The organism is Streptomyces sp. NPDC001668, assembly GCF_042893155.1.
Lineage (GTDB): Bacteria > Actinomycetota > Actinomycetes > Streptomycetales > Streptomycetaceae > Streptomyces.
Genome location: NZ_JBIAUQ010000019.1, coordinates 126173 through 150538, shown reverse-complemented (window position 1 = coordinate 150538; position 24366 = coordinate 126173). Strand labels below are relative to the sequence as shown.

Sequence of the window (24366 nt, the reverse complement as noted above, 5' to 3'; positions counted from 1 at the left end):
CTGAGGGGCGCTTCACGCGACGAAGGTACGAGGGGACTCCCCGCCGCCCGACCCGCCGCTCTCCACCACCCGCGCCGCCGCGGCCAGCCGTGCCGCCGCCTCCTCGGCCACCGCTCCACCGACCGTGAACGGCAGGCGCACATATCCCTCGAACGCCCCGTCGACACCGAACCGCGGGCCCGACGGCACCCGTACCCCGACCCGCTCCCCCACTTCGGCCAGCCGCGAGCCCGAGAGGCCTCCAGCCCTTACCCACAGCGTCAGACCGCCCTGCGGCACCTCGAACTCCCAGGACGGCAGTTCCTTGCGCAGCGCCGTGACCAGCGCGTCCCTGTTCTCCCGGGCCTGGCTACGGCGCAGCTCCACTGCTTGCTCCCACCCGCCGGTGCTGAACAGCCAGTTCACGGCGAGCTGCTCGAGGACCGGCGTCCCCAGGTCGGCGTAGGCCCGCGCGGCGACCAGGCTGCGGATCACGTCCGGTGCCCCCCGGACCCAGCCGATCCGCATCCCCGCCCAGAACGCCTTGCTGGCGGAGCCGACGGTCACCACCGTGGAGCCTGCCGGGTCGAAGGCGCACACCGGCTTCGGCATCGAGACCTCCTCGTCCAGCCACAGCTCGGTCATTGTCTCGTCCGCCACCAGCACGGTCCCCGCCGAGCGCGCCGCCTCCACCAACTGCCGCCGCTGGTCCTCACCGGCCAGCGCACCGGTCGGATTGTGGAAGTCGGCGACGACATAGGCGATCCGCGGTGCCGCGTCCCGCAGCACCTGACGCCAGCGGTCGATGTCCCAGCCGGTCAGCCCCTCCGCCATCGCGACGGGCACGAGCCGGGCACCCGCCTCCCGCATCAGCTGGAGGATGTTCGCGTAGGACGGGGACTCCACCGCGATGCGCTCACCCCGGCCCCCGAAGAGGTGACAGATCGCGTCGATCGCGCCCATCGCGCCGGTCGTGACCATGATCTGCTCGGGCATCGTCGGGATCCCGCGCGCGGTGTACCGCTCGGCGATCATCGCGCGCAGCGCCGGCAGGCCCGCCGGATAGTCGCCATGGGTGTGGGCGTACGGCGGCAGCTCCTCCAGGGCGCCCTGGACCGCGCGGGTGAGCCACGGCTCGGGGGCGGGCAGTGCGGCGCAGCCCAGGTCGATCATCGAGCCGAGGGCCTCGGGCGGGAGGGGTTCGAGCCCGCGCGCGGGGAGCGGGTTCCCGGCCGGAACGGCCGTCCAGCTGCCCGCACCGCGCCGGGACTCCAGGAATCCCTCGGCCCGCAGCGCCTCGTAGGCCGCCGCGACGGTCGTACGGCTGACGGACAGGGACAGGGCCAGCTCGCGTTCCGCGGGCAGGCGGGCGGCCACCGGGACCCGGCCCTCCAGGACCAGCAGGCGGATGCCGTCGGCGAGCGCGCGGTAGGCCGGCGGGCGGCGGGTGCCGGGGCCCGCCGGGCGGTCCTGCTGGGAGGTGAGCAGTCGGGCGAGCTGCGCCGCACCCACCGCCGAGGTCCACTGCGCCACTGAAATCAGTCCACCTTCCCCGGATTGGCCATGGATGGCGTGCCATCCCAAGCCACAGGGTGTCATGCGTCAGGCCACTACCACCACGGGGGGACCCACCTTGTCCACGCAGAGCCGTCTGGGACGACGGTTGATCCAGCTGTACGTCGGACTCGCCCTGTACGGAGCCAGCTCCGCGCTGCTCGTCGAGGCGGGCCTGGGCCTGGAACCCTGGGGTGTGCTGCACCAGGGCCTCGCCGAGCTGACGGGTCTGTCCATCGGGGTCGTGTCGATCGTCGTGGGCGCGGTGGTGCTGCTCCTGTGGATCCCGCTGCGCCAGCGGCCGGGCCTCGGCACGGTCTCCAACGTCTTCGTGGTCGGCATCGCCATGGACGCCACCCTCGCCGCGGTCCCGGGCGTGCACGGTCTCGCCGTACGGATCCCGCTCCTGCTGGCCGGCATCGTGCTCAACGGTGTGGCCACCGGCCTCTACATCGCCGCCAGCTTCGGCCCGGGTCCCAGGGACGGTCTGATGACCGGACTGCACCGGCGGACCGGACGCTCGATCCGGCTGATGCGGACCGCGGTCGAAGTGGCCGTCGTGGTCACGGGGTTCGTGTTCGGCGGCACCGTCGGCGCCGGGACCGTCCTCTACGCGGTGTCCATCGGCCCGCTCGCCCAGGTCTTCCTGCGCGTGTTCGCCGTTCCCCCGGCATCCGACGGCAGCACGGTCGTTGCCACCGGGCAACCGCGCGGAGCGATACTGCGTCCGTGACCGCGCCGATACGCCACCCCTACCTCGACCATCCGGGCCCCATCCCCTTCGCCCACCGGGGCGGGGCGGCGGACGGCCTGGAGAACACCGCGTTCCAGTTCCGGCGGGCCGTGGAGGCGGGTTACCGGTATCTGGAGACCGACGTCCACGCCACCGCGGACGGCAAGCTGGTCGCCTTCCACGACGCGACCCTGGACCGGGTGACCGACGGGGCGGGCCGGATAGCGGACCTGCCCTGGGCCGAGGTACGGCACGCGCGGGTGGCGGGCAGGGAACCCGTGCCGCTGTTCGAGGAGCTCCTGGAGACCTTCCCCGAGGCCCGCTGGAACGTCGACCTCAAGGCCGAGCCGGCCCTGCATCCGCTCCTGGACCTCGTCGAGCGCACCGGCACCTGGGACCGGATCTGCGTCGGCTCCTTCTCCGAGGCCCGGGTGATCCGCGCCCAGCACCTGGCGGGACCGCGCCTGGCGACCTCGTACGGCACCCGGGGCGTGCTCAATCTCCGGCTGCGCTCCTGGGGGGTCCCGGCGGCCCTGCGCCGCTCGGCCGTCGCCGCCCAGGTGCCCGAGGTCCAGTCCGGCATCCAGGTGGTCGACCACCGCTTCGTGCGCGCCGCCCACGCGCGCGGGCTGCAGGTACATGTGTGGACCATCAACGAAGCCGATCGCATGCACCGGCTTCTGGACCTGGGAGTCGATGGCATCATGACCGATCACATCGACACACTGCGCAAGGTCATGGAGGACCGGGGCGTCTGGGTCTGACCCACGGCCGACCCGCCCGTCCCCGTGCCGCGCACGGCACCTTCACGGGGAAGCGAGGGCACGGGTGGGCACCGACACCGTGCGGGCGGGCGCGGCGGACGAGGCCGCCGACCGGCGGCGTGAGCAACGCGGCTGGTACTTCTACGACTGGGCGTGCTCCGTCTACTCGACGAGCGTGCTCACCGTGTTCCTGGGCCCCTACCTGACGTCGGTCGCGAAACACGCGGCGGACGCCGACGGATACGTCCACCCCCTGGGCATCCCGGTAAGGACAGGCTCCTTCTTCGCGTACTCGGTGTCCCTGTCGGTGATCGTGGCCGTCCTGGTGATGCCCCTGGTGGGCGCCGCCGCCGACCGCGGCGGCCGCAAGAAGCCGCTCCTGGCGGCCGCCGCCTACACCGGGGCCGCCGCGACGACCGGCATGTTCTTCCTCGGCGGCGACCGCTATCTCCTCGGTGGCGTCCTCCTGGTCGTCGCCAACGCGGCGCAGTCCGTGGGGACGATGCTCTACAACTCCTACCTCCCCCAGATCGCCCCGCCCGAGGAGCGCGACGCCGTCTCCTCCAAGGGCTGGGCCTTCGGCTACGCGGCGGGCGCCCTGGTGCTGGTCGTGAACCTGGTTCTCTACATGGGCCACGACTCCTTCGGCCTCTCCGAGAGCGCCGCGGTCCGCGTCTGCCTGGCCTCGGCGGGGCTCTGGTGGGGCGGCTTCGCGCTGATCCCGCTACGCCGGCTGCGTGACCGCCGCCCGTCCGCTCGGGACGCGAAGGAACCCACGGCCCCGGGCTTCCGGCAGCTCGCCGCCACCGTGCGCGGCATGCGCCGCCACCCGCTCACGCTCGCCTTCCTGCTGGCGTACCTGATCTACAACGACGGCATCCAGACCGTGATCTCCCAGGCGTCGGTCTACGGCTCCGAGGAACTGGGGCTCGGCCAGTCGACGCTCATCGCGGCCGTGCTCCTGGTCCAGGTGCTCGCGGTGGCGGGCGCGCTGGCGCTGGGCCGACTCGCCCGGACCTACGGGGCCAAACGCACGATTCTCGGCTCGCTGGTCGCCTGGGCCGTGATCCTCGGGGCCGGGTTCTTCCTGCCCGCCGGAGCGCCCGTGTGGTTCTTCGTGCTGGCCTCCGGCATCGGACTCGTCCTCGGGGGCAGCCAGGCCCTGTCCCGCTCCCTGTTCTCCCATCTCGTCCCGCCCGGCAAGGAGGCCGAGTACTTCTCGGCGTACGAGATGAGCGACCGTGGCATGAGCTGGCTGGGCCCGCTGCTGTTCGGGATCACCTACCAGCTGACCGGAAGTTATCGGGACGCGATCATCTCGCTGGTGGCCTTCTTCGTCATCGGATTCGCCCTGCTCACGAGGGTTCCGGTGCGGCGGGCGATCAGCGACGCGGGCAATCCCGTACCCGAAAGGATTTAGCGTTCAACACCAAAGCGCTGTAGTGTACGCGTTTGGCCTGCCAGGCGTACCGTTACTGCGCGTCAAAGAAGCCGAAACGCTGGGTGACATCTGCTAGCAGATGTGACAAACCGGGCGCTGGTGGGTACAACAAGGGGCGGCTACGACGGCGACGCATTGCCCGGGACGGGACCCGGAACGGGAATCTTTACCGCCGACCGGACGTTGACCGGTATGACGACGACAGCGACACCTGTCCTGTGGGCGACAAGCCCGGGAGGCACGATTCATGAGTGAGCGAGCTCTTCGCGGCACGCGCCTCGTGGTGACCAGCTACGAGACGGACCGCGGCATCGACCTGGCCCCGCGCCAGGCCGTGGAGTACGCATGCGAGAAGGGGCACCGCTTTGAGATGCCCTTCTCGGTCGAGGCGGAGATCCCGCCGGAGTGGGAGTGCAAGGTCTGCGGGGCCCAGGCACTCCTCGTGGACGGCGACGGCCCTGAAGAGAAGAAGGCCAAGCCCGCGCGTACACATTGGGACATGCTGATGGAGCGACGCACCCGCGAGGAACTCGAAGAGGTCCTCGAGGAGCGTCTGGCGGTTCTGCGTTCCGGCGCGATGAACATCGCTGTTCATCCCCGGGACAGCCGCAAGTCGGCCTGAGCGGGAAACAGCGCATACAACAAGTAACCGCGGGCGCGGTACGTGATCCACGTACCGCGCCCGCGGTTTGCGCTGTCCGCGGTCAGGTCCGCCCGGGTCCGGCGCAGGCGGTCCGGCTCAGCGGGTGAGCGGCGGGCGGGTGTCCCGCGGGGTGCCGTCGCCCGGCTCGTCCCGGACGATCACCTCGCCCTGGACCACCTTGCCGTCCGGGCGGTGCATCCGGGCCTGCTGGAACGCGTCGCCCAGGGTGCCGGGGACGGCCTCGCGGAGCTTGCGGTCGAAGGTGCGCTCGGCGTAGCGGCCCACGGCCTTCTGGACCGGCGGGAGCAGCAGGAGCAGACCCACCGCGTCCGAGATCAGGCCGGGGATCATCAGGAGCAGGCCGCCCAGCATCATCAGGCCGTTGCCACCGCTGCCGGAGCTCGACGGGGCGCCGCCCCGCTGGAGCGCCTCGTTCAGGTTCTGGAAGGCGCGGCGGCCGGCCCGCTTGATGACCACCGAGCCGAGCACGAAGCCGGCGACCAGCAGCAGGAACACGGTCAATCCGCTCGCCGCGCCCGCGACCACGGTCAGCAGCCAGATCTCCAGCACCAGCCAGGCGGCGACGCCCAGCGGCAGGAAGGTGCGCACACGGGAGCGGCGGGGCCGGGTGGGGTACGTGGGGGTCGGAGCGCCTGTCGTCATACGTCCAGTGTGCCTGGGCGCGGCTCAACACGGCATAAGGGGACGATCAACCGCGGCTGTGAGGTCGTGGGACTACGCCTGTGGGCGCTTGTCCCGTCCCGTGATTCTGCCGACCCGCTCCCCCACGCCCCAGGTGGTGACCCGCCACAGGGCCTCCACGAGGATGTCGCGGCTCATCTTGGAGTCGCCGAGTTCGCGTTCGACGAAGGTGATCGGCACCTCCACGACGTGGTAGCCGGCCTTGACCGCGCGGCGGGCGAGGTCGACCTGGAAGCAGTAGCCCTGGGAGGCGACGTCGTCGAGGCCGAGGCCTTCGAGGGTCTCGCGGCGGAAGGCCCGGAAGCCGCCCGTGATGTCACGCAGCGGAAGGTCGAGGGCGAGGCGCGAGTAGAGGCTGCCGCCGCGGGAGATGAACTCGCGGGACTTGGGCCAGTTCACGACGCGCCCGCCGGGCACCCAGCGGGAGCCGAGGACCAGGTCGGCGCTCTTGAGGGCGGTGAGCAGACGGGGCAGTTCCTCGGGCTGGTGGGAGCCGTCAGCGTCCATCTCGACCAGGACGCCGTAGCCGTGCTCCAGCCCCCAGTGGAAGCCCGCGAGGTAGGCGGCGCCGAGGCCTTCCTTGCCCTTGCGGTGCAGGACCTGGACATGGTCGTCCCCGACGGCGAGTTCGTCGGCGAGCTTGCCGGTGCCGTCGGGGCTGTTGTCGTCGGCCACGAGGACGTGCGCCTCCGGGACGGCCTTGCGCACCCGGGCGACGATCGCCTTGATGTTCTCCGCCTCGTTGTAGGTCGGAATGATCACCAAAGCCGTGCCGAGCGGGCCGAATCGCCTCTCCTGGCCCGTGTGGGTCCCGTCGCCCTCGTTCACTGCTGCCCCTTCGAGTCAATACGCAGGCGTCCACCATAGTGCGCACGGCCTGCGATGACGTGACAAGGCGTTCGTATGCTGGTGTCGTTTCCACAAGAGCGGGGTAAGAGTATAATTTTCGGCCGCTATGGCCGGATCTTCACCTTCGCTGCGGATGGGGGCCCGGCGCCCTTCGGGCCGACCTGGGGCCCGCTGGGTGCGGGTCGACCGAAAGCCGTTGTCTACTGAGCGCCCGGGCCCCACCCGGGTCACACCTTCCCGGCCGGATGGAACGTTCCCTCGCCGTGGCGCGAGCGCTGAGCCTGGCTCCCAGTGACGGTGCTCCGGTGCGGCACACCGTCCCTGACCCAGCGGCGCTGCGACGACTGGGCGGAGGTTCCCCGGTCGGGCGTCCGGTGGTGGACCCGGCCGAACCTACCCGCCTCCTGCCGTCGGCTGTCAACAGCCGTTTGACCTGCCCGTCTGTCGGCAACGCCCAGGTCAGTGGGGAGGATGCGCAGGTCGCGCGAGAGCGGGGCGGCGGGCGGTCACCGCGCGCCGCCCCCGGAGATCACTCGCCCGGCCGTACGAAGACCGTCCGTCCGCCGACCACGGTGCGCAGGCAGACGGGCAGGTCACGGCCCGGCGTCAGGTCGGGCAGGCCGGGCGTGCCGGAACGGGGGTCGGTGGACCAGCGGGCGACCCGGTCGTCGGGGGCCTGCACGAGCAGTTCGCCGGTGCGCCACACGGCGTAGTCGGCGGGGGCGCCGGGCACCAGGACACCCGCGTCGTCCCGGCCGACCGCCCGCCAGCCGCCGCGGGTGTGCGCGGTGAAGGCGGCACGCACCGAGACGCGGTGCTCGGGGGTCCGGTGGAAGGCGGCCGCGCGGACCGTGCCCCACGGGTCGAGCGGGGTGACGGGGCTGTCCGAGCCGAAGGCGAGCGGGACACCGGCGCGCAGGAGGGCCGCGAAGGGGTTCAGGCGGCCCGCCCGCTCCCGGCCCAGGCGCCGCGCGTACATCCCGTCCTCGCCGCCCCACAGGGCGTCGAAGGCGGGCTGGACGGACGCGGTGAGGCCGAGCTCGGCGAAGGCGGCGATCGTCTCGGGGGTGAGCATCTCGACATGCTCGACGCGGTGCCGGGCGGCGCGGACGCGGGCGAGGCCGAGCTTCTCGGCGGCGGCGCGGACACCCTCGACCACGGCGGTCACCGCCGCGTCACCGATCGCGTGGAAACCGGCCTGGAGGCCCTCCTCGGTGCAGGCCGTGACATGGGCGGCCACGGCGGCGGCGTCCAGGTAGGCGACCCCGGTGTGGCCGGCGTCGGTGTACGGCTCGTGCAGGCAGGCCGTGTGGGAGCCGAGGGCACCGTCGACGAAGAGGTCCCCGGCGGCGCCGAGCGCGCCGAGTTCGCGTGCCTTGTCGACGTCCTGCTCGGCCCAGTAGCCGACCACTCTCGGGCCGGGCTCCTCGCCGGCGAGCCGCAGCAGACCGGTGAAGTCGTCCTCGGAGGAGATCTCGGGGCCTGCGCATTCGTGAACGGTGCCGATGCCGAGGGACGCGGCGTGCGCGAGGGCGGCCCGCTGGGCCTCGACGCGCTGGGCGGGCGTGACGGAACCGAGTGCCGTGGCGCGGACGGTGTGATGGGCGTCGGCGGTCAGGGGACCGTCCACGGGGCCCAGGGACGTCAGGTCGAGAAGCGCCGTCGTCGCGACCGCCGAGTGGACGTCGATGCGGCTGAGGTACAGGGGGCGGCCGCCGGTCGCCTCGTCGAGTTCCGCGCGCGTGGGCGGGCGTCCGCCGGGCCAGCGGGAGGCGTCCCAGCCGTGCCCGAGGAGGACACGGTCGCTCGGGCGGGCGGTCGCGAAGTCCCGTACGAGGCTCAGGGCCGCGTCCAGGGAGGGGGCCTTCGAGAGGTCGAGGCCGGTGAGGGCGAGACCGGTGGTGGTCGTGTGCACATGTGCGTCGGTGAACGCCGGAGTGACCAGGGCTCCGTCCAGGTCCACGACCTCGTCGACACCGTCCGCGAAGGCGTCGGCGGCGCCTTCCGAACCGACCCAGGCCACCTGTCCCCGTTCGACGACCATCGCGGTGGCGAAAGGATCGGCGGGGCTGTGGACCTCGCCGCGGCGGAGGAGGACGGTGTTCGGTTCACTCATGGGGGACAGTGTTCCAGGGGCCGTCCCGCCACCGGGGCGCGGGTCGCCCGGTGAAGGGAACGGACACACCGCCTGATCAGATGCGCGGCGGCCTGGCCTCGTAGGGAGTGGACAGCACGACCGTCGTGCGGGTCGAGACGCCCGCCAGCGACCTCACGCGAGCCAGCAGCTCCTCCAGTTCGTGCGGCGTCGCCACCCGCACTTTGAGGATGTAGTTCTCGTCGCCCGCCACGCTGTGGCACGCCTCGATCTCGGGGACGTCCTTCAGGCGGTCCGCGATGTCGTCGGGGGCGCTGGGGTCGAACGGTTTCACCGAGATGAAGGCGGTCATGGGCAGGCCCACCGCCTCGGGGTCGACCACCGCGGCGTACCCGCGGATGACACCACGCTGCTCCAGCCGTCGCACCCGCTGATGCACGGCCGAGGTGGACAGGCCCGTGGCCTTGCCCAGGTCCGTGTAACTCATCCGCCCGTCCTTGACGAGCAGCTGCACGATTTGTCGGTCCAGCTCCTCCATGGCGCAAGAACCTACAGTGCGCCTGATCTCCTCCGATACCTGAGCGCCCCAGGTCATGCCCGGTTCGTGATGTGCCCGGGAGGCGCCTGTGCGCCGCCTGGGGGACAAAGCGACCGCCACGGGCATCTGCGAGCGGCATGTGACGAAGGCCACACCCCCCGGGGAGCCTCCGTGATGTTCTCGTGATTACCTCCATGACGGGACGGGAAGTGCTTGCTGTGGTCGAGGCCGCAGTGCCTTCACGGCCCAGCCCGAGGGGGAGAACCCAATGCAGAGTCTTCAGCGTCCTGGTCGTACCGCGCCCAAGCGCCTGGCGGTTGTCGAGTCCGAGCCGGAGGGCGTCGAACCCGACGCCCTCGACGACGAGTTCGACGCGTACGACACCTTCGAGATGTTCCGGGTGATCTGCCCGGACTGCGCTCAGTCCATCGCCCTGCTGGCGGACGAGGAGGTGCTGCCGGAGCACGCGCTGTGCGCCTCGCCGTGGAATCCGTTCGGCCTCACGGTCTGCACCGGTACGGGCCGCAAGGCCTCCGAGGCCCGGTCGGCGGACGAGTCGGCCGAGCCCCAGGAGCAGGACACCGCCCTGCTGTTGACGCTCCCTCAGGGACTCGACTGGCGGACCCAGCCCTTCTCGCACGTCGGTGGCCCGGGTTCGCGCCCCATGCGCGTGCCGGTGATGCGCCGCCAGGCCGCCTGAGCCGCCTCGCTCAGTCCCAGTAGCTGCCCTGCACCATGGCCCGCAGGCTGCCGTGGTGCAGGATCAGTGTGTCCGGGTCCGACGGTACGGCCACCTCGCCGAAGTGCGCCTGGCGGCAGGCGATGCGCAGCATGACGATCGCGTGCCGCAGCGCGGCGGCGTACAGCGTGAAGAACTCCATGTCGTGCGGTGTGTGCCCGGTGAGTTCGGCGTAGCGGGACTCGATCCGGTCGCGGCGCAGGAAGCGGGGCAGTCCCCGCCGGCCGAAGGCGACCGTCAGGTCCTGGAAGAAGCGGTGCAGGTAAACGGTCCAGCCGAGGTCGACCTCGCGCGGGGCCAGGGCCGCCATCTCCCAGTCCAGTACGGCGACGGGGTCGAACCCGTCGTAGATCACGTTGCCGATGCGTGCGTCGCCCCAGTTGAGGACGGGCGGGCACGGGTCGTGCGGCCAGAGCTGCTCCAGTCGGTCGAAGGCCTGCTCGATGAGGGGTGAGCGGGCGCGTCCGTCCACCACACAGTCGTCGTAGGCGCGTTGGGCGGTGACATGGCGGCGCAGTGCGTCGCCCTCGCCGGGCAGCGTGAGGAACTGGGCCTCCGTCACGGGGACTTGATCATGGATGCGGGCCAACAGCCCGATCGTGGCCGCCTCCACGTGCTCTCGCTCGGCGTCGCTCGCGGCATGCAGCCAGTTGCCCTCGTAGGTGTAGGGCATGACGTCCGGCGGCACCCGCCCCGGCACGCGCTCCATCACGAAGAAGGGCGCCCCGAGCGGTCCGGGGTCCTCCTCCAGCCACTGCACCTTCGGTACGGGAAGGTCCGTGCGGCGCGGCCCACCTCCCTGGCGGCGGTTGGCTGGCGGTACGTCAGACCCCGGCAGGTGGCCAGATGTCCGGCCGGACGCCCGTGAACGCACGCGCGATTGCGGACACCGGTGACCCCGTCGCCGACTTCCGCGTTGCCCCGGTATGACCCGTACCTTCGCACCGGTCGCAGAATCGCTTCCACCGGCCCCGTCGCCCTTCCGCCCGGCCCCGCCGCCGCCCCAGGACCCGCCGATCTACCGGGACCTGATGCACACCTGGGCGACCCGCGGCCGGACCCTGCCGGGGCGCCACGACCCGGAGTGGGTACGGCTCGCGGCGCCGCAGGTCAGGCCGGGACAGTTCAGCGCGTCTCCGGACCCGCTAGGTGACGCGCGATGACCATCCGCTGAATCTGGTTGGTGCCCTCGACGATCTGCAGGACCTTGGCCTCGCGCATGTACCGCTCGGCCGGGAAGTCCGCGGTGTAGCCGTAGCCGCCGAGGACCTGGACGGCGTCGGTGGTGACCTTCATCGCGGTGTCGGTGCAGTGCAGCTTGGCCATGGCCGCCTGCTTGGCGAAGGGCCGCCCGGCGTCCCGCAGCCGCGCCGCCGCGAGGTACAGCGCCCGCCCGGCCTCGATCTGGGTGGCCATGTCGGCGAGCATGAAGCGCAGCCCCTGGAAGTCGGCGATGGGCCGCCCGAACTGCTGTCGCCCGGTCGCGTAGCCGACCGCCTCGTCGAGGGCCGCCTGGGCCAGTCCGATCGCGCAGGCCGCGATGCCGAGCCGCCCCGAGTCGAGCGCGGACAGGGCGATCGCGAAGCCCTGCCCCTCGTCGCCGATGCGCCGCGCGTCCGGGACGCGCACCCCGTCGAAGTGGACCTGGGCGGTGGGCGAGCCCTTCATGCCCATCTTCTTCTCCGGGGCCGCGGCGCTCACGCCGTCCGCGTCGGCGGGCACCAGGAACGCGGTGATGCCGCGCGGCCCCTCCTCGCCGGTGCGCGCCATGACGGTGTAGAAGTCGGCGACCCCTCCGTGGGTGATCCAGGCCTTGGTGCCGGTGATCACCCAGTTGTCGCCGTCCCATACCGCCCGGGTGCGCAGCGAGGCCGCGTCCGAGCCGGAGGAGGGCTCGGAGAGGCAGTAAGCGCCGAGCAGTCCACCGCCGAGCATCGCGGGCAGGTGTTCGACCCGCTGCTCCTTGGTGCCGTAGGTGGCGAGGGCGTAGGAGGCGAGGGTGTGCACGCTGACGCCGAGGCCGATGGTGAGGCGGGCGGCGGCGAGTTCTTCGAGGACCTGGAGGTAGACCTCGTACGGCTGGTCGGCGCCGCCGTGTTCGGAGGCGTAGGGCAGGCCGAGCAGTCCGGTCCGGGAGAGCAGGGTGAAGACCTCGCGCGGGAAGTGCCCGGCGTCCTCCTCCTCGGCCGCGCGCGGGACGATCTCGTGCTGCGCGATGTCGCGGACGAGCGAGATCAGATCCCGGGCCTCGTCCGTGGGCAGTTGCCGGTCCACCGGCTGCGGGGCGCGGTCGGGCATGGCGACGCTCTCCTCCCTGTAGGGCGCTGGCGGGCGCACGCCGTGGGGTGGGGCGGCTCCGCTGGTCTCACTGAGCGCCGGCCGCTGCTCGCGTCTCCCGGGTCACGGAAGCTGCTGACCAGCGGCTGCGCCCTGTGAGTATGCCCGAAAGGAGACACCCGGTCACTGGTTAACGACCGCTTACTTCAAGATATACCGGCGCGCCGACAGCCGCCTCGAATCGAACCGGTATTGGTCCGAACCATTGACGAGGTGGTCTAGTCCTCCTACTGTTCCGGCAACGCTTTACCGCGTTCATGCCAATCGGCCGCGTTCATGCCAATCGGCCGGCGTTCCCCTCTCCCCCACGAGGAGACACCGATGCACCTTCCCCACCGCGCCCGCTTCCGGGCGCTGATCTCCGCCGCGTGTTGCGCGGTCCTCGGCGCGGGCCTGCTCGCCGGCGCGAGCAGCGCGACCGCGACACCCGAGGCTCCGCGCGCGAAGGCCGCCGGCTCCAAGATCGTCGGCTACTTCACCGAATGGGGCACCTACGACCGCAAGTACTACGTCAAGAACATCGAGACCTCCGGCTCGGCCGCAAAGCTGACCCACATCAACTACGCCTTCGGCAACGTCACCGGCGGCAGGTGCGCGATGGGCGACGCCTACGCGGCGACCGACCGGACCTACACGGCCGCCGAGTCCGTGGACGGCGTCGCCGACACCTGGGACCAGCCGCTGCGGGGCAACTTCAACCAGCTGCGCGAGCTGAAGAAGAAGCACCCGGGACTGAAGGTCCTCTGGTCGTTCGGCGGCTGGACCTGGTCGAGCGGCTTCGGCGAGGCCGCCCGCAACCCCGCCGCGTTCGCCCAGTCCTGCTACGACCTGGTCGAGAACTCCAAGTGGGCCGACGTGTTCGACGGCATCGACATCGACTGGGAGTACCCGAACGCCTGCGGCAACACCTGTGACACCAGCGGCAGGGAGGCGTTCAGGAACCTGATGGCGGCGCTGCGTGCGAAGTTCGGGAGCGGTGCGCTCGTCACCGCCGCGATCACCGCGGACGCCACGGCCGGCGGCAAGATCGACGCGGCGGACTACGCGGGCGCGGCCCAGTACGTCAACTGGTACAACCCGATGACGTACGACTACTTCGGCGCCTGGGACGCGTCAGGACCGACGGCCCCGCACTCCCCGCTGAACTCCTACTCCGGGATCCCCAGGGCGGGTTACCACACCTCGGCCACCATCGCCAAGCTCAAGGGCCTCGGCATCCCGGCCTCGAAGCTGCTGCTGGGCATCGGCTTCTACGGCCGTGGCTGGACCGGCGTGACCCAGTCGGCGCCGGGCGGCACCGCGACGGGCCCGGCTGCCGGCACCTACGAGCAGGGCATCGACGACTACAAGGTGCTCAAGTCGAAGTGTCCGGCGACGGGCACGGTCGGCGGCACCGCGTACGCCAAGTGCGGGAACAACTGGTGGAGTTACGACACCCCCGCGACCATCGCGACGAAGATGACGTACAAGAACCAGCAGGGTCTGGGCGGCACCTTCTTTTGGGAGCTGAGCGGGGACACCTCGGGCGGCGAGCTGATCAGGGCGATCAACTAGCCGAACCCGGCAGCGACTTGGGGCGGGGGACCACGAGCCTCCGCCCCAACCCGTCCGCCGTGTCAGCCGTCGCGGCGGGCCGGTGCCGGCGCCGGATGGGTCGGGTCCATCTCCTCGATGGCCCGCATCGAGGCGCCGAGCGTCTTCGCCAGGAGGTCGCGCATGGTGTCGCGGGAGAGCTGGGGCGGACGGTCGATCCAGTCGAGGGTGGCGCCCTCGACACTGCACACCCAGGCGAGCAGGCCCATCCGGGCCAGCGGGGAGATGTCGGTACGGCCGTACGCCCCTTCGGCGATGGTCGCGACGATCGCCTCGCGCACCCCGTCCCGGATGGCGTGCACCTCGGCGTCGAAGCCGACACCGCCGCTGACGACGGTGCGGTAGGCCGCCTGGTTGTGCTCGGCGTAGCGCAGATAGCTGTCCAGGGTGCGCTGGACCCGGTCGACCTGCCCCATCTCGAGGCCGCTCGCCGCGTAGGTGACCAGGTCGGCGACGGAGTCCTGGATGATCGCCAGGTAGTAGCCCCGCTTGGACTGGAAGTAGTAGTAGATCAGCCCCTTGGCGACATGCGCCTGCCTGGCGATGTCGTCCATGGAGAGCGCGTCGTAGGAGGTGTCCGCGAACAACTTCCGCCCGATGGCGATGAGTTCGGCACGGCGCGCAACCGAGCGCTCGGTGCCGCGGGCCCGCGGCCGGGCGGCTTCACGCTGATCACTGATATTCACATTTCGACCCTGGTCTCGGGCTGGCGGCGGGACATCGGCAGTATGTCAGGTCACCTGTGGATCAGGTCACAGCAGACCGAGCTGCGTGACGAGCATCGCGATCACCGCGACCAGGACCCAGCCCGCTACGTGTTCGAGGATCTTCGGACCGTCGTCCTCGGGGCCGCCGGTCCGGGCGCGGGCGGCGGTGGCAGTGTGTGCGGTCATGGCGTCTCGCTGATCTCGGTGTACTGGTCGGAATCCCCCCGGCGATCCGTCCACCTTGCCACTTCTGGCGGCTTTTGCGGCCGAGACCTTGCTCACAGCGCGCGGCCCCCGACGCATGCCGGGGGCCGCGAGGACGACTCAGCGCACGGACGACTCAGCGCACGCCCACCGCCGCGAGCGCCTTGCGCTGGCGCGGGGTCGGACAGGCCGGGAAGTACAGATAGCAGACGCCTCCGGTGCCGGAGACGACCTTGCCGCTCGCGTTGTACCGCTTGGTGCGCAGCCAGATGTTCTCCCACTCGCGCCGCTTGTAGACGCGCCGTACCTCCTCGTCGCTGGGCGAGGCCGGGTCGTTGGCGATCACATCACCCTCGGCGGTGAAGCCGATCACGGTCATGAGGTGCCCGGAGGTGCCGTATCCGGCGCCCGTGAGCTCCTCCTTGAGGAACGACTGGGACGTTATGGCCGGGATGCCGGCCGCGATCAGCGTCTCCAGGTCGGTGAGCGAGCCGAGCCGGGTGACCACGCCCCGGAGATCCTCGAAGGTGGCCGCGTAGGCCGCGTTGAACGGCCAGTTGCCGCAGCCCGCGTACTGGTAGTCGTAGGTGTACCGGGCCGCGTGGCAGACCTGCGGGTCCGCGTACGACGGGTCGACCCAGGCCAGTTGTTCCTTGGTGAGCCGGCCGCCCCAGTACTCGATGATCATCTGCGAGGAGGTGGGGCTGCACCAGGCCTCGCCGCCGTTGTCGTACTCCGGGTACTGGCCCTTGTGGATCTCCTGCGAGTAGCGCGGGACGATCAGCTCCTTGGCGAGACCGGGCGTGGAGGCCGGGACGGTGAAGCGGTCCGGGACGTCCGAGCCCATCGCGCCGAGCCGCCAGACGGTGGGCGTGTTCTTGGCGCCGGGCTTGCGGTACAGCGTCAGGCGCAGCTGGTACAACGCCAGGCGCAGCCCGGTCGACGGGTCGTCGATGGCGAAGGTGTCCGTCCAGACGCTGCTCCTGCCGTCGGTCTGGTCGTCGACGGAGGTCCGCTTGATGTCCCCGTCACCGGCCGCCCAGCGGCCCATCACGTACCAGGGGGTCGCCGTGCCGTCGGAGTACGTCCCCTTGAGCTCGATCTGGATCCAGGTGCCGGCCGGGGTGTGCGCGTTCCAGGAGGCGATCACTTCGGTCGAGGGCACGGCGAGCCGGTGGACCGGGCCGGTCCAGGTCGCGTACTCCCAGGTGGCGGTGGTCCCGGTGTGCGGGTCGGTGTAGTCGGTGGTGCCCGCGGGGGCATTGATCACGACTCCGGGGCGGCTGCCCGCGACGGCACGGGTGCCCTGCGCGCTGCCCGCGCGCCAGTCGCCGTACGTGATCCAGGCGTGGTTGTCGACCGGGTGGGTGGCGGCCTCGTCGGGTGCCGCGTCGGTCACGCTGTCTGCGGCGGCCGCGGGGCCCGCGGCACCGGCCACGGCGGCGGCGACCGCGACGGCCAGAACGGTTCTGCGGGACGGCTGTTCGGCTCTGCTCATGGGTGGGAAATCCCCCAGGTGTCCGAGTCGGGCGGGTCCAATGCACGTGTGTGCGCCAACTATGAATGAGGGGCCATGCTCCTGCCAGCACTTCGACCCGTGCCACGCCCATGAATATTGGTCTCGTCCACTGGCATGACCTGGGAGGCTGCGATTCCGTCGGAGATCACGGGCCCCTCATTAGACTGGACGGGCACGACCGCCCGTCCGTATGAGCACCCCCAGGAATCGTCATCCATTTGCTCGCCTCCCGGCTCCGTCGGCTCCCTCCGTCCTGCGGCCCCGTCCGACTCATCGGCGTCGACGGACACGCCGGCTCCGGAAAGTCCACGTTCGCGGGGCAGTTGGCCGACGCCCTCGACGGCGCTCCCGTGCTGCACCTCGACGACATCGCCAGCCATGACCAGCTCTTCGGCTGGACCGGCCGGCTCCTGGACGAGCTGATCGCACCGCTCGGCCGCGGCGAGAGGGCGTATTACGCCCCCTACGACTGGCACACCCGCCGCTTCGGACCGCCCCGGCCCCTTCCACCCGCGCCGGTGATCCTGCTGGAGGGCGTCGGCGCGGGCCGGCGCGCGCTGCGGCCGCACCTGGCCCAGCTGCTGTGGATGGAGGTGTCCCGCGAGGAGTCCTGGGCCCGCGGACGCTCCCGGGACGGGGCGGAACAAAGGGAGTTCTGGGACGGCTGGGTCGTGGCGGAGCGACGGCATTTCGCCGAAGACCCGTCCCGCCCCTTCGCGGATCTCCTGGTACGGCAGTGCCAGAAGGGGTACGAGACAACTCCCGGGCCTGCGGAGACGGTTGGACCGGACCGGAGTGTCACGCACGGTGACGGTCCGGCGCCAATGTGTTGAACCTGTGAAGACCCGCCGGTAGGAACTTGCCTCAGTCGCCCAACTCCGCTTGACCGAGGGGCCGTACAGGTCTTACGTTCTCAATGTGCGGCCGTTCGAGACCGCCCGCAGTCGCGAAGCCCCCGGTTGTTCCCCCGTGATCGGGGGCTTCGTTCTGCCCTCACACGGATTTCCGGACGCCGTGAGGCGCGATTCGCTCACGCTCGGTCACCACCCCCGGTGCGCCCCATCCGCTCCCACCTCGCCAAATGGCCTGTGCGGCACCCTACGGCGGGCGACACCACCGCAGGTACGATGCCCTCGGTGCGACCTACGGACAACTGCTCTGCGCACCGTTGCAACTCCGGTCCGCGGCACAGCGGTTGGACGAAGGCGGCCACCGGGCGTCGGCCCGGTGGTGAACCACGGGGGCACGGTTTGTGGGGGACGTGATGGATTTCGGCACGCGGGGCCCCGAGGCCCCGGCCGACCTCGCCTGGCTGCGAGGTGTGGACGCCTACACTATGGGCGCCTATCCGCAGGCGGAGGAGGAGTTCCGGGCCGCGGTGCGGATCGATCCCGGGATGGCCGACGGCTGGCTCGGACTGCACGCGCTGCGCGTCGACACGACGACCGCGCTGCTCAGGATGTACCGGCACCGCGAACGCTTCGGCGAACAGCGCACCCGGCACCGCCGGACCCTCAACTCCTGGTACTGGCTGGGCTGGTGGGTGCAGCCGGTCCTGGAGAGCCCGCGTGACCTGCTGCTCGCGCACGCCTCGCACTGGCTGGACGGCCGCCATGTCCCGGAGCTGGACCGGGCCCTCGCGGGCCTGCCCCCGGTGGACACCGACCACCAGGTCCGCTTCCTGCACGCCTGCCGCGCCTATCTCGTCAAGGACTGGGAGCAGTTGGTCCGGCACACCGACCCGCTGATCGACGACCCGATGCTCGGCATCGAGGCCGGTCTGTTCGGCGGCATGGCCCGGGTCCGCCTGGAGATGTACGGCCAGGCCGAACCCCTGCTCTCGGCGGCCCTGATGCGCTGCCGCAGCGAACAGCCCCAGCGCAAGGAGCTGCGGTACTGGCTGGCCCGGGCGCACGAGGGCACGGGCCGGTCCGCGGCCGCCCTCCCCCTCTACCGGGCCGTGCACCGCGTGGACCCCGCCTTCATGGACACCTCGGCCCGGCTCGCCGCCATCGCCGAGGGGGACGGGTACGACGACTCCGCCGACCTCGCGGCGATCACACTCACCGGGTTCGGGCAGGACGTGCTGGAGGGGCCCGACGGCATCGATCCGCTGTTCGGCATGGAGGGGCGGGACCTGAAGCTCTCCGCTCCGGAGCCGCCGCCCACCGGTCCGCTGCCCTCGCTGACCGACCCGGCCGGGCGCGAGAGGTCCGGCGCGGGGGCGGGGCCGCTGCCGGCGGGGCCCACCGATCCGGTCTTACTGGAGGAGGCGCTCACCGAGCTGGAGCGCATGGTGGGCCTGGAGCCGGTGAAGCGCCAGGTCAAGGCTCTGTCCGCGCAGTTGAACATGGCCCGGCTCCGCGCCGGGCAGGGCCTTCCGGTCCAGCCACCCAAGCGTCACTTCGTCTTCTCCGGCCCCTCCGGCACCGGCAAGACCACGGTGGCCCGCATCCTGGGCCGCGTCTTCTACGCCCTCGGGCTGCTCGGCGGCGACCACCTCGTGGAGGCGCAGCGGGCGGATCTCGTCGGGGAGTACCTCGGCCAGACCGCGGTGAAGGCCAACGAGCTCATCGACTCGGCCCTCGGCGGTGTCCTCTTCGTCGACGAGGCCTACTCGCTCTCCAACTCCGGTTACGGCAAGGGCGACGCGTACGGCGACGAGGCACTCCAGGTGCTGCTGAAGCGGGCCGAGGACAACCGGGATCACCTGGTCGTGATCCTGGCGGGCTATCCGGAGGGCATGGACCGGCTGCTGGCCGCGAACCCCGGGTTGTCCTCGCGCTTCACGACCCGGGTGGACTTCCCGTCGTACCGTCCCCTCGAACTCACCTCCATCGGCGAGGTGTTGGCGAATGAGAACGGGGACGTCTGGGACGAGGAGGCCCTGGACGAGCTGCGCTCCATCGCCGGGCATGTGGTGGACCAGGGCTGGATCGACGAGCTGGGCAACGGACGGTTCCTGCGCACGCTGTACGAGAAGAGCTGCGCGTACCGGGATCTTCGGTTGTCCGTGTATCCCGGGATGCTGACACGGGACGACTTGTCGACACTGCGTCTGCCGGATCTGATGCAGGCGTACGGGGAGGTCTTGTCGGGGCGGGGGCCCCAGGATCCGTCGGCGACGTGAATTGTCCGGCTGCGGGCCGGTGGGGGCGAGAAGCCCCACCGGCCCGCAGCCGTACGACGACCCCTACGACGCCAGCGCTTCCTCACTGCTCCGGGGCTCGGTGACCCGGACCTCCGGCACCTCCCGGTGCGCAGGGTCCCGTACCTCACCGACCAGCAGTTCCAGCACATCCTCCAGCGCGACCAGGCCCAGCACCTTCCCGGACCCGTCCGCCACCTGGGCCAAATGCGTGGCCGCCCGCCGCATCACCGTGAGCGCGTCGTCCAGCGGCAGGTCGGAGCGGAGCTTCGTCATCGGGCGCCAGATCTGCTGGGGCACCGCCCGCTGCGAGTCCTCCAGATCCAGTACGTCCTTGACGTGCAGGTAGCCCATGAACGCGCCGTTGTCCGCGGCGATGGGGAAGCGGGAGTACCCGGTGCGGCCGGTGAGTTCGATGATCTGGCCCGGGGTCACCGAGGGGCGCACCGTCACGAGGGACTCCCGCTTCAGCAGGACGTCCGTCACCGGGCGGGAGCCCAGTTCCAGCGCGTCCTCCAGGCGTTCCTGTTCCTCGGGGTCCAGCAGGCCCGCCTGGCCGGAGTCCTCGACCAGCCGGTTCAGCTGCTCGCTCGTGAAGACCGCCTCGACCTCGTCCTTGGGCTCGACGTGGAAGAGCCGCAGGATGGCCCGGGCGCAGGCGCCGAGGGCGATGGTGATCGGCCTGCAGAGCCGGGCGAAGTAGACCAGGCCGGGACTGAGCCAGAGCGCGGCCTTCTCCGGCGCCGCCATCGCGAGGTTCTTCGGGACCATCTCGCCGATGACGAGGTGGAAGAAGACCACCGCGGCCAGGGCGATGATGTAGCCGAGCGGATGGATCATGCCCTGCGGCAGGTGGATCCACTCGAAGACCGGCTCCAGCAGGTGCGCGACCGTCGGTTCGGCGACCGCGCCGAGCGTCAGTGAGCACACCGTGATGCCGAACTGGGCCGCCGCCATCATCTGGGGCAGCCGCTCCAGGCCGTACAGCACCTGGCGGGCCCGTGCGGTGCCGAGTGGTTCGATCTGGCTGCGGCGCACGGAGACGAGGGCGAACTCGGCCCCGACGAAGAAGCCGTTGGCGAGCACGAGCAGGGCGGCGAAGAGGAGTTGGAGCACGCTCATCGGGCCGCCTCCATGACGTTGACCGTGGGGACCAGGCGCACCAGGCGGACCCGCTCGGCGCGGTAGTGCCCGACCTGGCGCACGGTGAGCCGCCAGCCGGGCAGCTCGGCCCGGTCACCGACGGCGGGGATACGGCCCAGCAGGTCGGCCACCAGTCCGGCGACGGTCTCGTACGGCCCCTCGGGGACGTCGAGGCCTATGCGCTGGAGGATGTCGACCCGGCAGCTGCCGTCGGCGTCCCAGGTCAGGCGGCCGTCCTCCGGCGGGGCCGGGGCCAGTTCGGGGCCTTCGTTGGACGCGTCGTCGTGCTCGTCGCGGACCTCGCCGACGATCTCCTCGACGATGTCCTCCAGGGTGACCACGCCGGCCGTGCCGCCGTACTCGTCGACGACGACGGCGATGGGCTGCTCGCTGCGCAGCTGGGCGAGGAGGGGCTGGACGGGGAGGGTCTCGGGCACCAGCAGCGCCGGGCGGGCGATCCGGCCGACGGGGGTGCGCAACCGGTCCTGGACCGGGACGGCCAGGGCGTCCTTGAGGTGGACCATGCCGACGATCTCGTCGATCTTCTCGCGGTAGACCGGGAAGCGGGACAGACCGGTGGCCCGGGTGAGATTGACGACGTCCTCGGCGGTGGCCGAGGCCTGGAGCGAGCTGACCTTCACGCGCGGGGTCATGACGTGCTGCGCGGTGAGCTCGCCGAGCGACAGGGTGCGCACGAAGAGGTCCGCGGTGTCCTGTTCCAGGGTGCCGGCCTGGGCCGAGTGGCGGGCCAGGGAGACCAGCTCGCCCGGGGTGCGCGCGGAGGCCAGTTCCTCGGCGGGCTCGATGCCGAGCGCGCGGACGAGGCGGTTGGCGACCGCGTTCAGGGCGGCGATCACCGGCCGGAACAGGCGGGCGAAGGCGTGCTGCGGGCCGGCGACGAAGCGGGCGACCTGCATGGGCTTGGACACCGCCCAGTTCTTGGGCACGAGTTCGCCGATCACCATCTGCACGGCCGAGGCCAGCAGCATGCCGACGACGACGGCCACTCCGGAGACCGCGCCCTTGGGGATGCCGAGGGCCGTGAACGGGCCGTGCAGCAGTTCCGCGAGGGCCGGTTCGGCGAGCATGCCGACGACCAGGGAGGTGATGGTGATGCCGAGCTGGGTGCCGGAGAGCTGGAACGACAGCTCCTTGAGCGAGTCGGCGACCCTGCGGGCACGACGGTCGCCTTCCGCGGCTGCCTTCTCGGCGTCCGTGGCCTCGACGGTGACGAGGCCGAACTCGGCCGCCACGAAGAAGCCGTTGGCGAGGATCAGCAGGAACGCGGCTCCAAGGAGGAGCAGGGGGATGGTCATGCCGCCGCCTCGATATGCCGGGAGGGGGCGGCGCAGGTACTACAGGACGATCCGTCCATCGCTGGAGGGAGTCACTCCTCGGGTAGCAGGAACAACGAGAGGCGGAGGCGCGATGAAAACGCCTCCGCCAACAGATTAATCAAGACAAGGGCGACTGCGGCAGGGTGAAAGTCCCCGAGTCAGCCCTGATCTTCGTCGGGACGGGCTGTGGAGCGGGCTTCGGCGAGCGCCCGCAGGGCCTTCGCGTCGGCGATGGCCTGCTGCTTCGCGATGCCCGGCTGGATGCCGAGGGCGGGCAGGCTGGTGCCGTCGCTGAGGTTGAGGAAGACCCACGGGTCGCCCGGCCGGAGGTTCACCTGGATGATCTCGGCCCACTCCAGATGCCGCCGTCCGGCGATGTTCTGGACGGTGACACCGGACTCGTCGGCGACGACCTTCACCCTGGCCAGCAGGAACAGCACAGCGGCGAGCAGGGCCGCGGTGACGATGAAGCTCAGGCGCTCGCCGGGGCCCAGCTGCTCCAGGAGCAGCGCGATCACGGTGATCGTCACGAAGATGGCGACCCCCGCGCCGACCAGTACGGCCCGGGTGCGTCCCGGCCGGAAGGTGACGGGAAGGGTGGGCGGTTCGGAGGACATCTGCGGAACACCCCTCACAGACGGCAGGCGTGGATGGCCGTCGTCAGGATGGCCCGCGCGCCGATGTCGTACAGGTCGTCCATGATCCGCTGCGCCTCCTTGGCGGGGACCATCGCGCGGACGGCGACCCAGCCCTCGTTGTGCAGCGGGGAGACGGTCGGGGACTCCAGGCCCGGCGTGAGCGCGACGGCCTTCTCGAGCTGCTCGACTCGGCAGTCGTAGTCCATCATCACGTACGTCCGGGCCACCAGGACGCCCTGGAGACGGCGCAGGAACTGCTGCACCTTGGGCTCTTCCGCCTCGGCGCCGGTGCGGCGGATGACGATCGCCTCGGACTTCATGATGGGCTCGCCGAAGACCTCCAGGCCCGCGTTGCGCAGGCTGGTGCCGGTCTCGACGACGTCCGCGATGACCTCGGCGACCCCGAGTTCGATGGCGGTCTCGACGGCGCCGTCGAGGTGGACGACGGAGGCGTCGATGCCGTTGTCGGCGAGGTGCCCGGCGACGATCCCCTCGTAGGAGGTGGCGACCGTCTTACCCTTGAGGTCCTCGACGCCGCTCGCGGTGCCCGGCTTGGAGGCGAAGCGGAAGGTGGAGCGGGCGAAGCCGAGCGGGAGGATCTCCTCGGCGTCCGCGCCGGAGTCGATCAGCAGGTCACGGCCGGTGATGCCGATGTCGAGCTGGCCGGAGGAGACGTAGATCGCGATGTCCCGGGGGCGGAGGTAGAAGAACTCCACGTCGTTGACCGGGTCGACGATCCGCAGTTCCTTGGACTCGCGGCGCTGCTGGTAGCCGGCCTCATGCAGCATGTCCGCCGCAGGGCCTGACAGGGAACCCTTGTTGGGGACGGCGATGCGCAGCATGAGGTCGGCTTCCTTTGCTCTCAGGGGTTGTTGCGGCGACTGGCTTACAGGTGGGCGTAGACGTCGTCGAGGGAGATCCCGCGCGCGACCATCATCACCTGGACGTGGTAGAGCAGCTGCGAGATCTCCTCGGCGGCCGCCTCCTTGCCCTCGTACTCGGCGGCCATCCAGACCTCGGCGGCCTCTTCGACGACCTTCTTGCCGATGGCATGGACGCCCTTGCCGACCAGTTCCGCGGTGCGGGAGGTGGCGGGGTCGCCGTTGGCTGCCTTGTGCTGGAGCTCGGTGAAGAGCTCCTCGAACGTCTTATTGGACATGGTGGCGCCCACTTTACGCGTAAGCCCGCACCACCTAACGCCATGGTTCAGATACTGAGCGGAGGGTGGCCGCCGTGGCCACCGCGGCGGTCACCGCCTCGTGCCCCTTGTCCTCGTTGGAGCCCTCGAGGCCGGCCCGGTCCAGGGCCTGCTCCTCGGTGTCGCAGGTGAGGACGCCCATGCCGACGGGCACGCCGGTCTCCACCGAGACCTGGGTGAGGCCCTGGGTGACGCCCTGGCACACGTACTCGAAGTGCGGGGTGCCACCGCGGATGACGACACCGAGGGCGACGATCGCGTCGTAGCCGCGGCCCGCGAGGACCTTGGCGACGACCGGGAGCTCCCAGCTGCCGGGGACCCGGAGCAGGGTCGGCTCGTCGATGCCCAGGTCGTGCAGGGCCCGCAGGGCGCCGTCGACCAGTCCGTCCATCACCTTCTCGTGCCACTGCGCCGCGATGACGGCGACCCGCAGGTCGCCCACGTTGCGTACGGACAGCTCCGGTGCACCCTTGCCGCTCACGTTCTCAGACTCTCCTCGAAGTGC

General features: G+C 71.0%; 23 protein-coding genes and 1 pseudogene. 8 read left to right on the top strand and 16 right to left on the bottom strand.

Annotation, left to right across the window (positions count from 1 at the left end; translation table 11 throughout):
• Positions 1 to 12: 12 nt before the first annotated feature.
• Positions 13 to 1512 carry a PLP-dependent aminotransferase family protein gene (locus ACFYZ8_RS39535; RefSeq protein WP_388540294.1) on the bottom strand — a complete coding sequence of 500 codons (1500 nt, stop codon included), beginning with the start codon at positions 1510 to 1512 and terminating at the stop codon, positions 13 to 15.
• Positions 1513 to 1576: 64 nt separating this feature from the next.
• On the opposite strand from ACFYZ8_RS39535, the gene ACFYZ8_RS39530 reads away from it, so the two are divergent.
• From ACFYZ8_RS39530 to ACFYZ8_RS39515, 4 genes are all read left to right on the top strand, one after another.
• Entirely contained in the window at positions 1577 to 2266 is a 690-nt protein-coding gene (locus ACFYZ8_RS39530; RefSeq protein ID WP_388540296.1) for a YitT family protein, read from the top strand.
• The gene (locus tag ACFYZ8_RS39525; protein WP_359035801.1) at positions 2263 to 3030 is read left to right on the top strand and encodes a glycerophosphodiester phosphodiesterase; all 768 of its coding nucleotides are present in this window, start codon (positions 2263 to 2265) and stop codon (positions 3028 to 3030) included. Before ACFYZ8_RS39530 ends, ACFYZ8_RS39525 begins: the two co-directional genes overlap by 4 nt.
• Positions 3031 to 3094: 64 nt before the next feature.
• Positions 3095 to 4450 (top strand): MFS transporter, encoded by a 1356-nt coding sequence (locus ACFYZ8_RS39520; RefSeq protein ID WP_388540299.1) that lies wholly within the window; start codon positions 3095 to 3097, stop codon positions 4448 to 4450.
• A 268-nt stretch (positions 4451 to 4718) separates the two neighbouring features.
• A complete protein-coding gene (locus tag ACFYZ8_RS39515) occupies positions 4719 to 5093 on the top strand; it encodes an RNA polymerase-binding protein RbpA (protein WP_003977404.1) in 375 nt (124 codons plus the stop codon).
• A 117-nt stretch (positions 5094 to 5210) separates the two neighbouring features.
• Here the strand turns inward: ACFYZ8_RS39515 and fxsA are convergent, their stop codons facing one another.
• From fxsA to ACFYZ8_RS39495, 4 genes are all read right to left on the bottom strand, one after another.
• Positions 5211 to 5777, bottom strand: a complete 567-nt coding sequence (gene fxsA / locus ACFYZ8_RS39510; RefSeq protein ID WP_359035805.1) for an FxsA family membrane protein — start codon at positions 5775 to 5777, stop codon at positions 5211 to 5213.
• A 72-nt stretch (positions 5778 to 5849) separates the two neighbouring features.
• A complete protein-coding gene (locus ACFYZ8_RS39505) occupies positions 5850 to 6644 on the bottom strand; it encodes a polyprenol monophosphomannose synthase (protein WP_359035807.1) in 795 nt (264 codons plus the stop codon).
• Positions 6645 to 7194: 550 nt separating this feature from the next.
• Positions 7195 to 8781, bottom strand: a complete 1587-nt coding sequence (locus ACFYZ8_RS39500; protein ID WP_388540302.1) for an amidohydrolase — start codon at positions 8779 to 8781, stop codon at positions 7195 to 7197.
• A 76-nt stretch (positions 8782 to 8857) separates the two neighbouring features.
• Positions 8858 to 9298 (bottom strand): Lrp/AsnC family transcriptional regulator, encoded by a 441-nt coding sequence (locus tag ACFYZ8_RS39495; protein ID WP_359035811.1) that lies wholly within the window; start codon positions 9296 to 9298, stop codon positions 8858 to 8860.
• A 268-nt stretch (positions 9299 to 9566) separates the two neighbouring features.
• Between ACFYZ8_RS39495 and ACFYZ8_RS39490 the strand changes: the two genes are divergently transcribed.
• Positions 9567 to 9998, top strand: a complete 432-nt coding sequence (locus tag ACFYZ8_RS39490; protein WP_359035813.1) for a hypothetical protein — start codon at positions 9567 to 9569, stop codon at positions 9996 to 9998.
• Between the two features lie 10 nt (positions 9999 to 10008).
• Here ACFYZ8_RS39490 and ACFYZ8_RS39485 read toward each other — a convergent pair.
• Together ACFYZ8_RS39485 and ACFYZ8_RS39480 are read right to left on the bottom strand one after the other, a co-directional pair.
• Positions 10009 to 10824, bottom strand: a pseudogene (locus ACFYZ8_RS39485) (phosphotransferase family protein); the annotation flags it as partial.
• A gap of 338 nt (positions 10825 to 11162) precedes the next feature.
• Complete coding sequence (locus ACFYZ8_RS39480; protein WP_359035817.1) at positions 11163 to 12335, bottom strand: acyl-CoA dehydrogenase; 1173 nt, start codon at positions 12333 to 12335, stop codon at positions 11163 to 11165.
• 360 nt (positions 12336 to 12695) lie between these two features.
• On the opposite strand from ACFYZ8_RS39480, the gene ACFYZ8_RS39475 reads away from it, so the two are divergent.
• Positions 12696 to 13928: a glycoside hydrolase family 18 protein gene (locus ACFYZ8_RS39475; protein ID WP_388540306.1), complete on the top strand. Its 1233-nt coding sequence runs from the start codon at positions 12696 to 12698 to the stop codon at positions 13926 to 13928.
• Between the two features lie 62 nt (positions 13929 to 13990).
• Here ACFYZ8_RS39475 and ACFYZ8_RS39470 read toward each other — a convergent pair whose 3' ends face one another.
• From ACFYZ8_RS39470 to ACFYZ8_RS39460, 3 genes are all read right to left on the bottom strand, one after another.
• Positions 13991 to 14653, bottom strand: coding sequence for a TetR/AcrR family transcriptional regulator (locus tag ACFYZ8_RS39470; protein WP_359035821.1), 663 nt, complete (start codon positions 14651 to 14653; stop codon positions 13991 to 13993).
• A gap of 66 nt (positions 14654 to 14719) precedes the next feature.
• Positions 14720 to 14860 (bottom strand): SCO1431 family membrane protein, encoded by a 141-nt coding sequence (locus tag ACFYZ8_RS39465; protein ID WP_359035823.1) that lies wholly within the window; start codon positions 14858 to 14860, stop codon positions 14720 to 14722.
• Positions 14861 to 15014: 154 nt separating this feature from the next.
• Positions 15015 to 16376 (bottom strand): peptidase C39 family protein, encoded by a 1362-nt coding sequence (locus ACFYZ8_RS39460; RefSeq protein ID WP_388540309.1) that lies wholly within the window; start codon positions 16374 to 16376, stop codon positions 15015 to 15017.
• A 233-nt stretch (positions 16377 to 16609) separates the two neighbouring features.
• Between ACFYZ8_RS39460 and ACFYZ8_RS39455 the strand changes: the two genes are divergently transcribed.
• Both ACFYZ8_RS39455 and ACFYZ8_RS39450 read left to right on the top strand, forming a co-directional pair.
• Positions 16610 to 17230 (top strand): uridine kinase, encoded by a 621-nt coding sequence (locus ACFYZ8_RS39455; RefSeq protein WP_388540492.1) that lies wholly within the window; start codon positions 16610 to 16612, stop codon positions 17228 to 17230.
• A gap of 431 nt (positions 17231 to 17661) precedes the next feature.
• Positions 17662 to 19527 carry an AAA family ATPase gene (locus ACFYZ8_RS39450; protein ID WP_359035827.1) on the top strand — a complete coding sequence of 622 codons (1866 nt, stop codon included), beginning with the start codon at positions 17662 to 17664 and terminating at the stop codon, positions 19525 to 19527.
• A gap of 63 nt (positions 19528 to 19590) precedes the next feature.
• Here the strand turns inward: ACFYZ8_RS39450 and ACFYZ8_RS39445 are convergent, their stop codons facing one another.
• The 6 genes from ACFYZ8_RS39445 to ribH all read right to left on the bottom strand — a co-directional run bounded on the left by ACFYZ8_RS39445 (position 19591) and on the right by ribH (position 24342).
• Positions 19591 to 20667 (bottom strand): hemolysin family protein, encoded by a 1077-nt coding sequence (locus ACFYZ8_RS39445; RefSeq protein WP_388540311.1) that lies wholly within the window; start codon positions 20665 to 20667, stop codon positions 19591 to 19593.
• Positions 20664 to 22004, bottom strand: a complete 1341-nt coding sequence (locus tag ACFYZ8_RS39440) for a hemolysin family protein (protein ID WP_388540314.1) — start codon at positions 22002 to 22004, stop codon at positions 20664 to 20666. The genes ACFYZ8_RS39445 and ACFYZ8_RS39440 overlap by 4 nt, the downstream gene beginning before the upstream one ends.
• 179 nt (positions 22005 to 22183) lie before the next feature.
• Entirely contained in the window at positions 22184 to 22642 is a 459-nt protein-coding gene (locus ACFYZ8_RS39435; RefSeq protein WP_359035833.1) for a PH domain-containing protein, read from the bottom strand.
• A 14-nt stretch (positions 22643 to 22656) separates the two neighbouring features.
• Positions 22657 to 23505: an ATP phosphoribosyltransferase gene (gene hisG / locus ACFYZ8_RS39430; RefSeq protein WP_359035835.1), complete on the bottom strand. Its 849-nt coding sequence runs from the start codon at positions 23503 to 23505 to the stop codon at positions 22657 to 22659.
• Positions 23506 to 23549: 44 nt separating this feature from the next.
• A complete protein-coding gene (locus tag ACFYZ8_RS39425; RefSeq protein ID WP_020117406.1) occupies positions 23550 to 23822 on the bottom strand; it encodes a phosphoribosyl-ATP diphosphatase in 273 nt (90 codons plus the stop codon).
• Between the two features lie 34 nt (positions 23823 to 23856).
• Positions 23857 to 24342 carry a 6,7-dimethyl-8-ribityllumazine synthase gene (ribH, locus tag ACFYZ8_RS39420; RefSeq protein WP_020128903.1) on the bottom strand — a complete coding sequence of 162 codons (486 nt, stop codon included), beginning with the start codon at positions 24340 to 24342 and terminating at the stop codon, positions 23857 to 23859.
• Between the last annotated feature and the right edge of the window lie 24 nt (positions 24343 to 24366).

Coding starts and splice junctions, on each gene's coding strand:
- ACFYZ8_RS39490 (WP_359035813.1), top strand. CDS start 9,567: ATGCAGAGTCTTCAGCGTCCTGGTCGTACCGCGCCCAAGCGCCTGGCG.
- ACFYZ8_RS39445 (WP_388540311.1), bottom strand. CDS start 20,667: ATGAGCGTGCTCCAACTCCTCTTCGCCGCCCTGCTCGTGCTCGCCAAC.
- ACFYZ8_RS39460 (WP_388540309.1), bottom strand. CDS start 16,376: ATGAGCAGAGCCGAACAGCCGTCCCGCAGAACCGTTCTGGCCGTCGCG.
- ACFYZ8_RS39435 (WP_359035833.1), bottom strand. CDS start 22,642: ATGTCCTCCGAACCGCCCACCCTTCCCGTCACCTTCCGGCCGGGACGC.
- ACFYZ8_RS39450 (WP_359035827.1), top strand. CDS start 17,662: ATGGATTTCGGCACGCGGGGCCCCGAGGCCCCGGCCGACCTCGCCTGG.
- ACFYZ8_RS39515 (WP_003977404.1), top strand. CDS start 4,719: ATGAGTGAGCGAGCTCTTCGCGGCACGCGCCTCGTGGTGACCAGCTAC.
- ACFYZ8_RS39495 (WP_359035811.1), bottom strand. CDS start 9,298: ATGGAGGAGCTGGACCGACAAATCGTGCAGCTGCTCGTCAAGGACGGG.
- hisG (WP_359035835.1), bottom strand. CDS start 23,505: ATGCTGCGCATCGCCGTCCCCAACAAGGGTTCCCTGTCAGGCCCTGCG.
- ACFYZ8_RS39480 (WP_359035817.1), bottom strand. CDS start 12,335: ATGCCCGACCGCGCCCCGCAGCCGGTGGACCGGCAACTGCCCACGGAC.
- ACFYZ8_RS39500 (WP_388540302.1), bottom strand. CDS start 8,781: ATGAGTGAACCGAACACCGTCCTCCTCCGCCGCGGCGAGGTCCACAGC.
- ACFYZ8_RS39530 (WP_388540296.1), top strand. CDS start 1,577: ATGCGTCAGGCCACTACCACCACGGGGGGACCCACCTTGTCCACGCAG.
- ACFYZ8_RS39465 (WP_359035823.1), bottom strand. CDS start 14,860: ATGACCGCACACACTGCCACCGCCGCCCGCGCCCGGACCGGCGGCCCC.
- fxsA (WP_359035805.1), bottom strand. CDS start 5,777: ATGACGACAGGCGCTCCGACCCCCACGTACCCCACCCGGCCCCGCCGC.
- ACFYZ8_RS39440 (WP_388540314.1), bottom strand. CDS start 22,004: ATGACCATCCCCCTGCTCCTCCTTGGAGCCGCGTTCCTGCTGATCCTC.
- ACFYZ8_RS39425 (WP_020117406.1), bottom strand. CDS start 23,822: ATGTCCAATAAGACGTTCGAGGAGCTCTTCACCGAGCTCCAGCACAAG.
- ACFYZ8_RS39475 (WP_388540306.1), top strand. CDS start 12,696: ATGCACCTTCCCCACCGCGCCCGCTTCCGGGCGCTGATCTCCGCCGCG.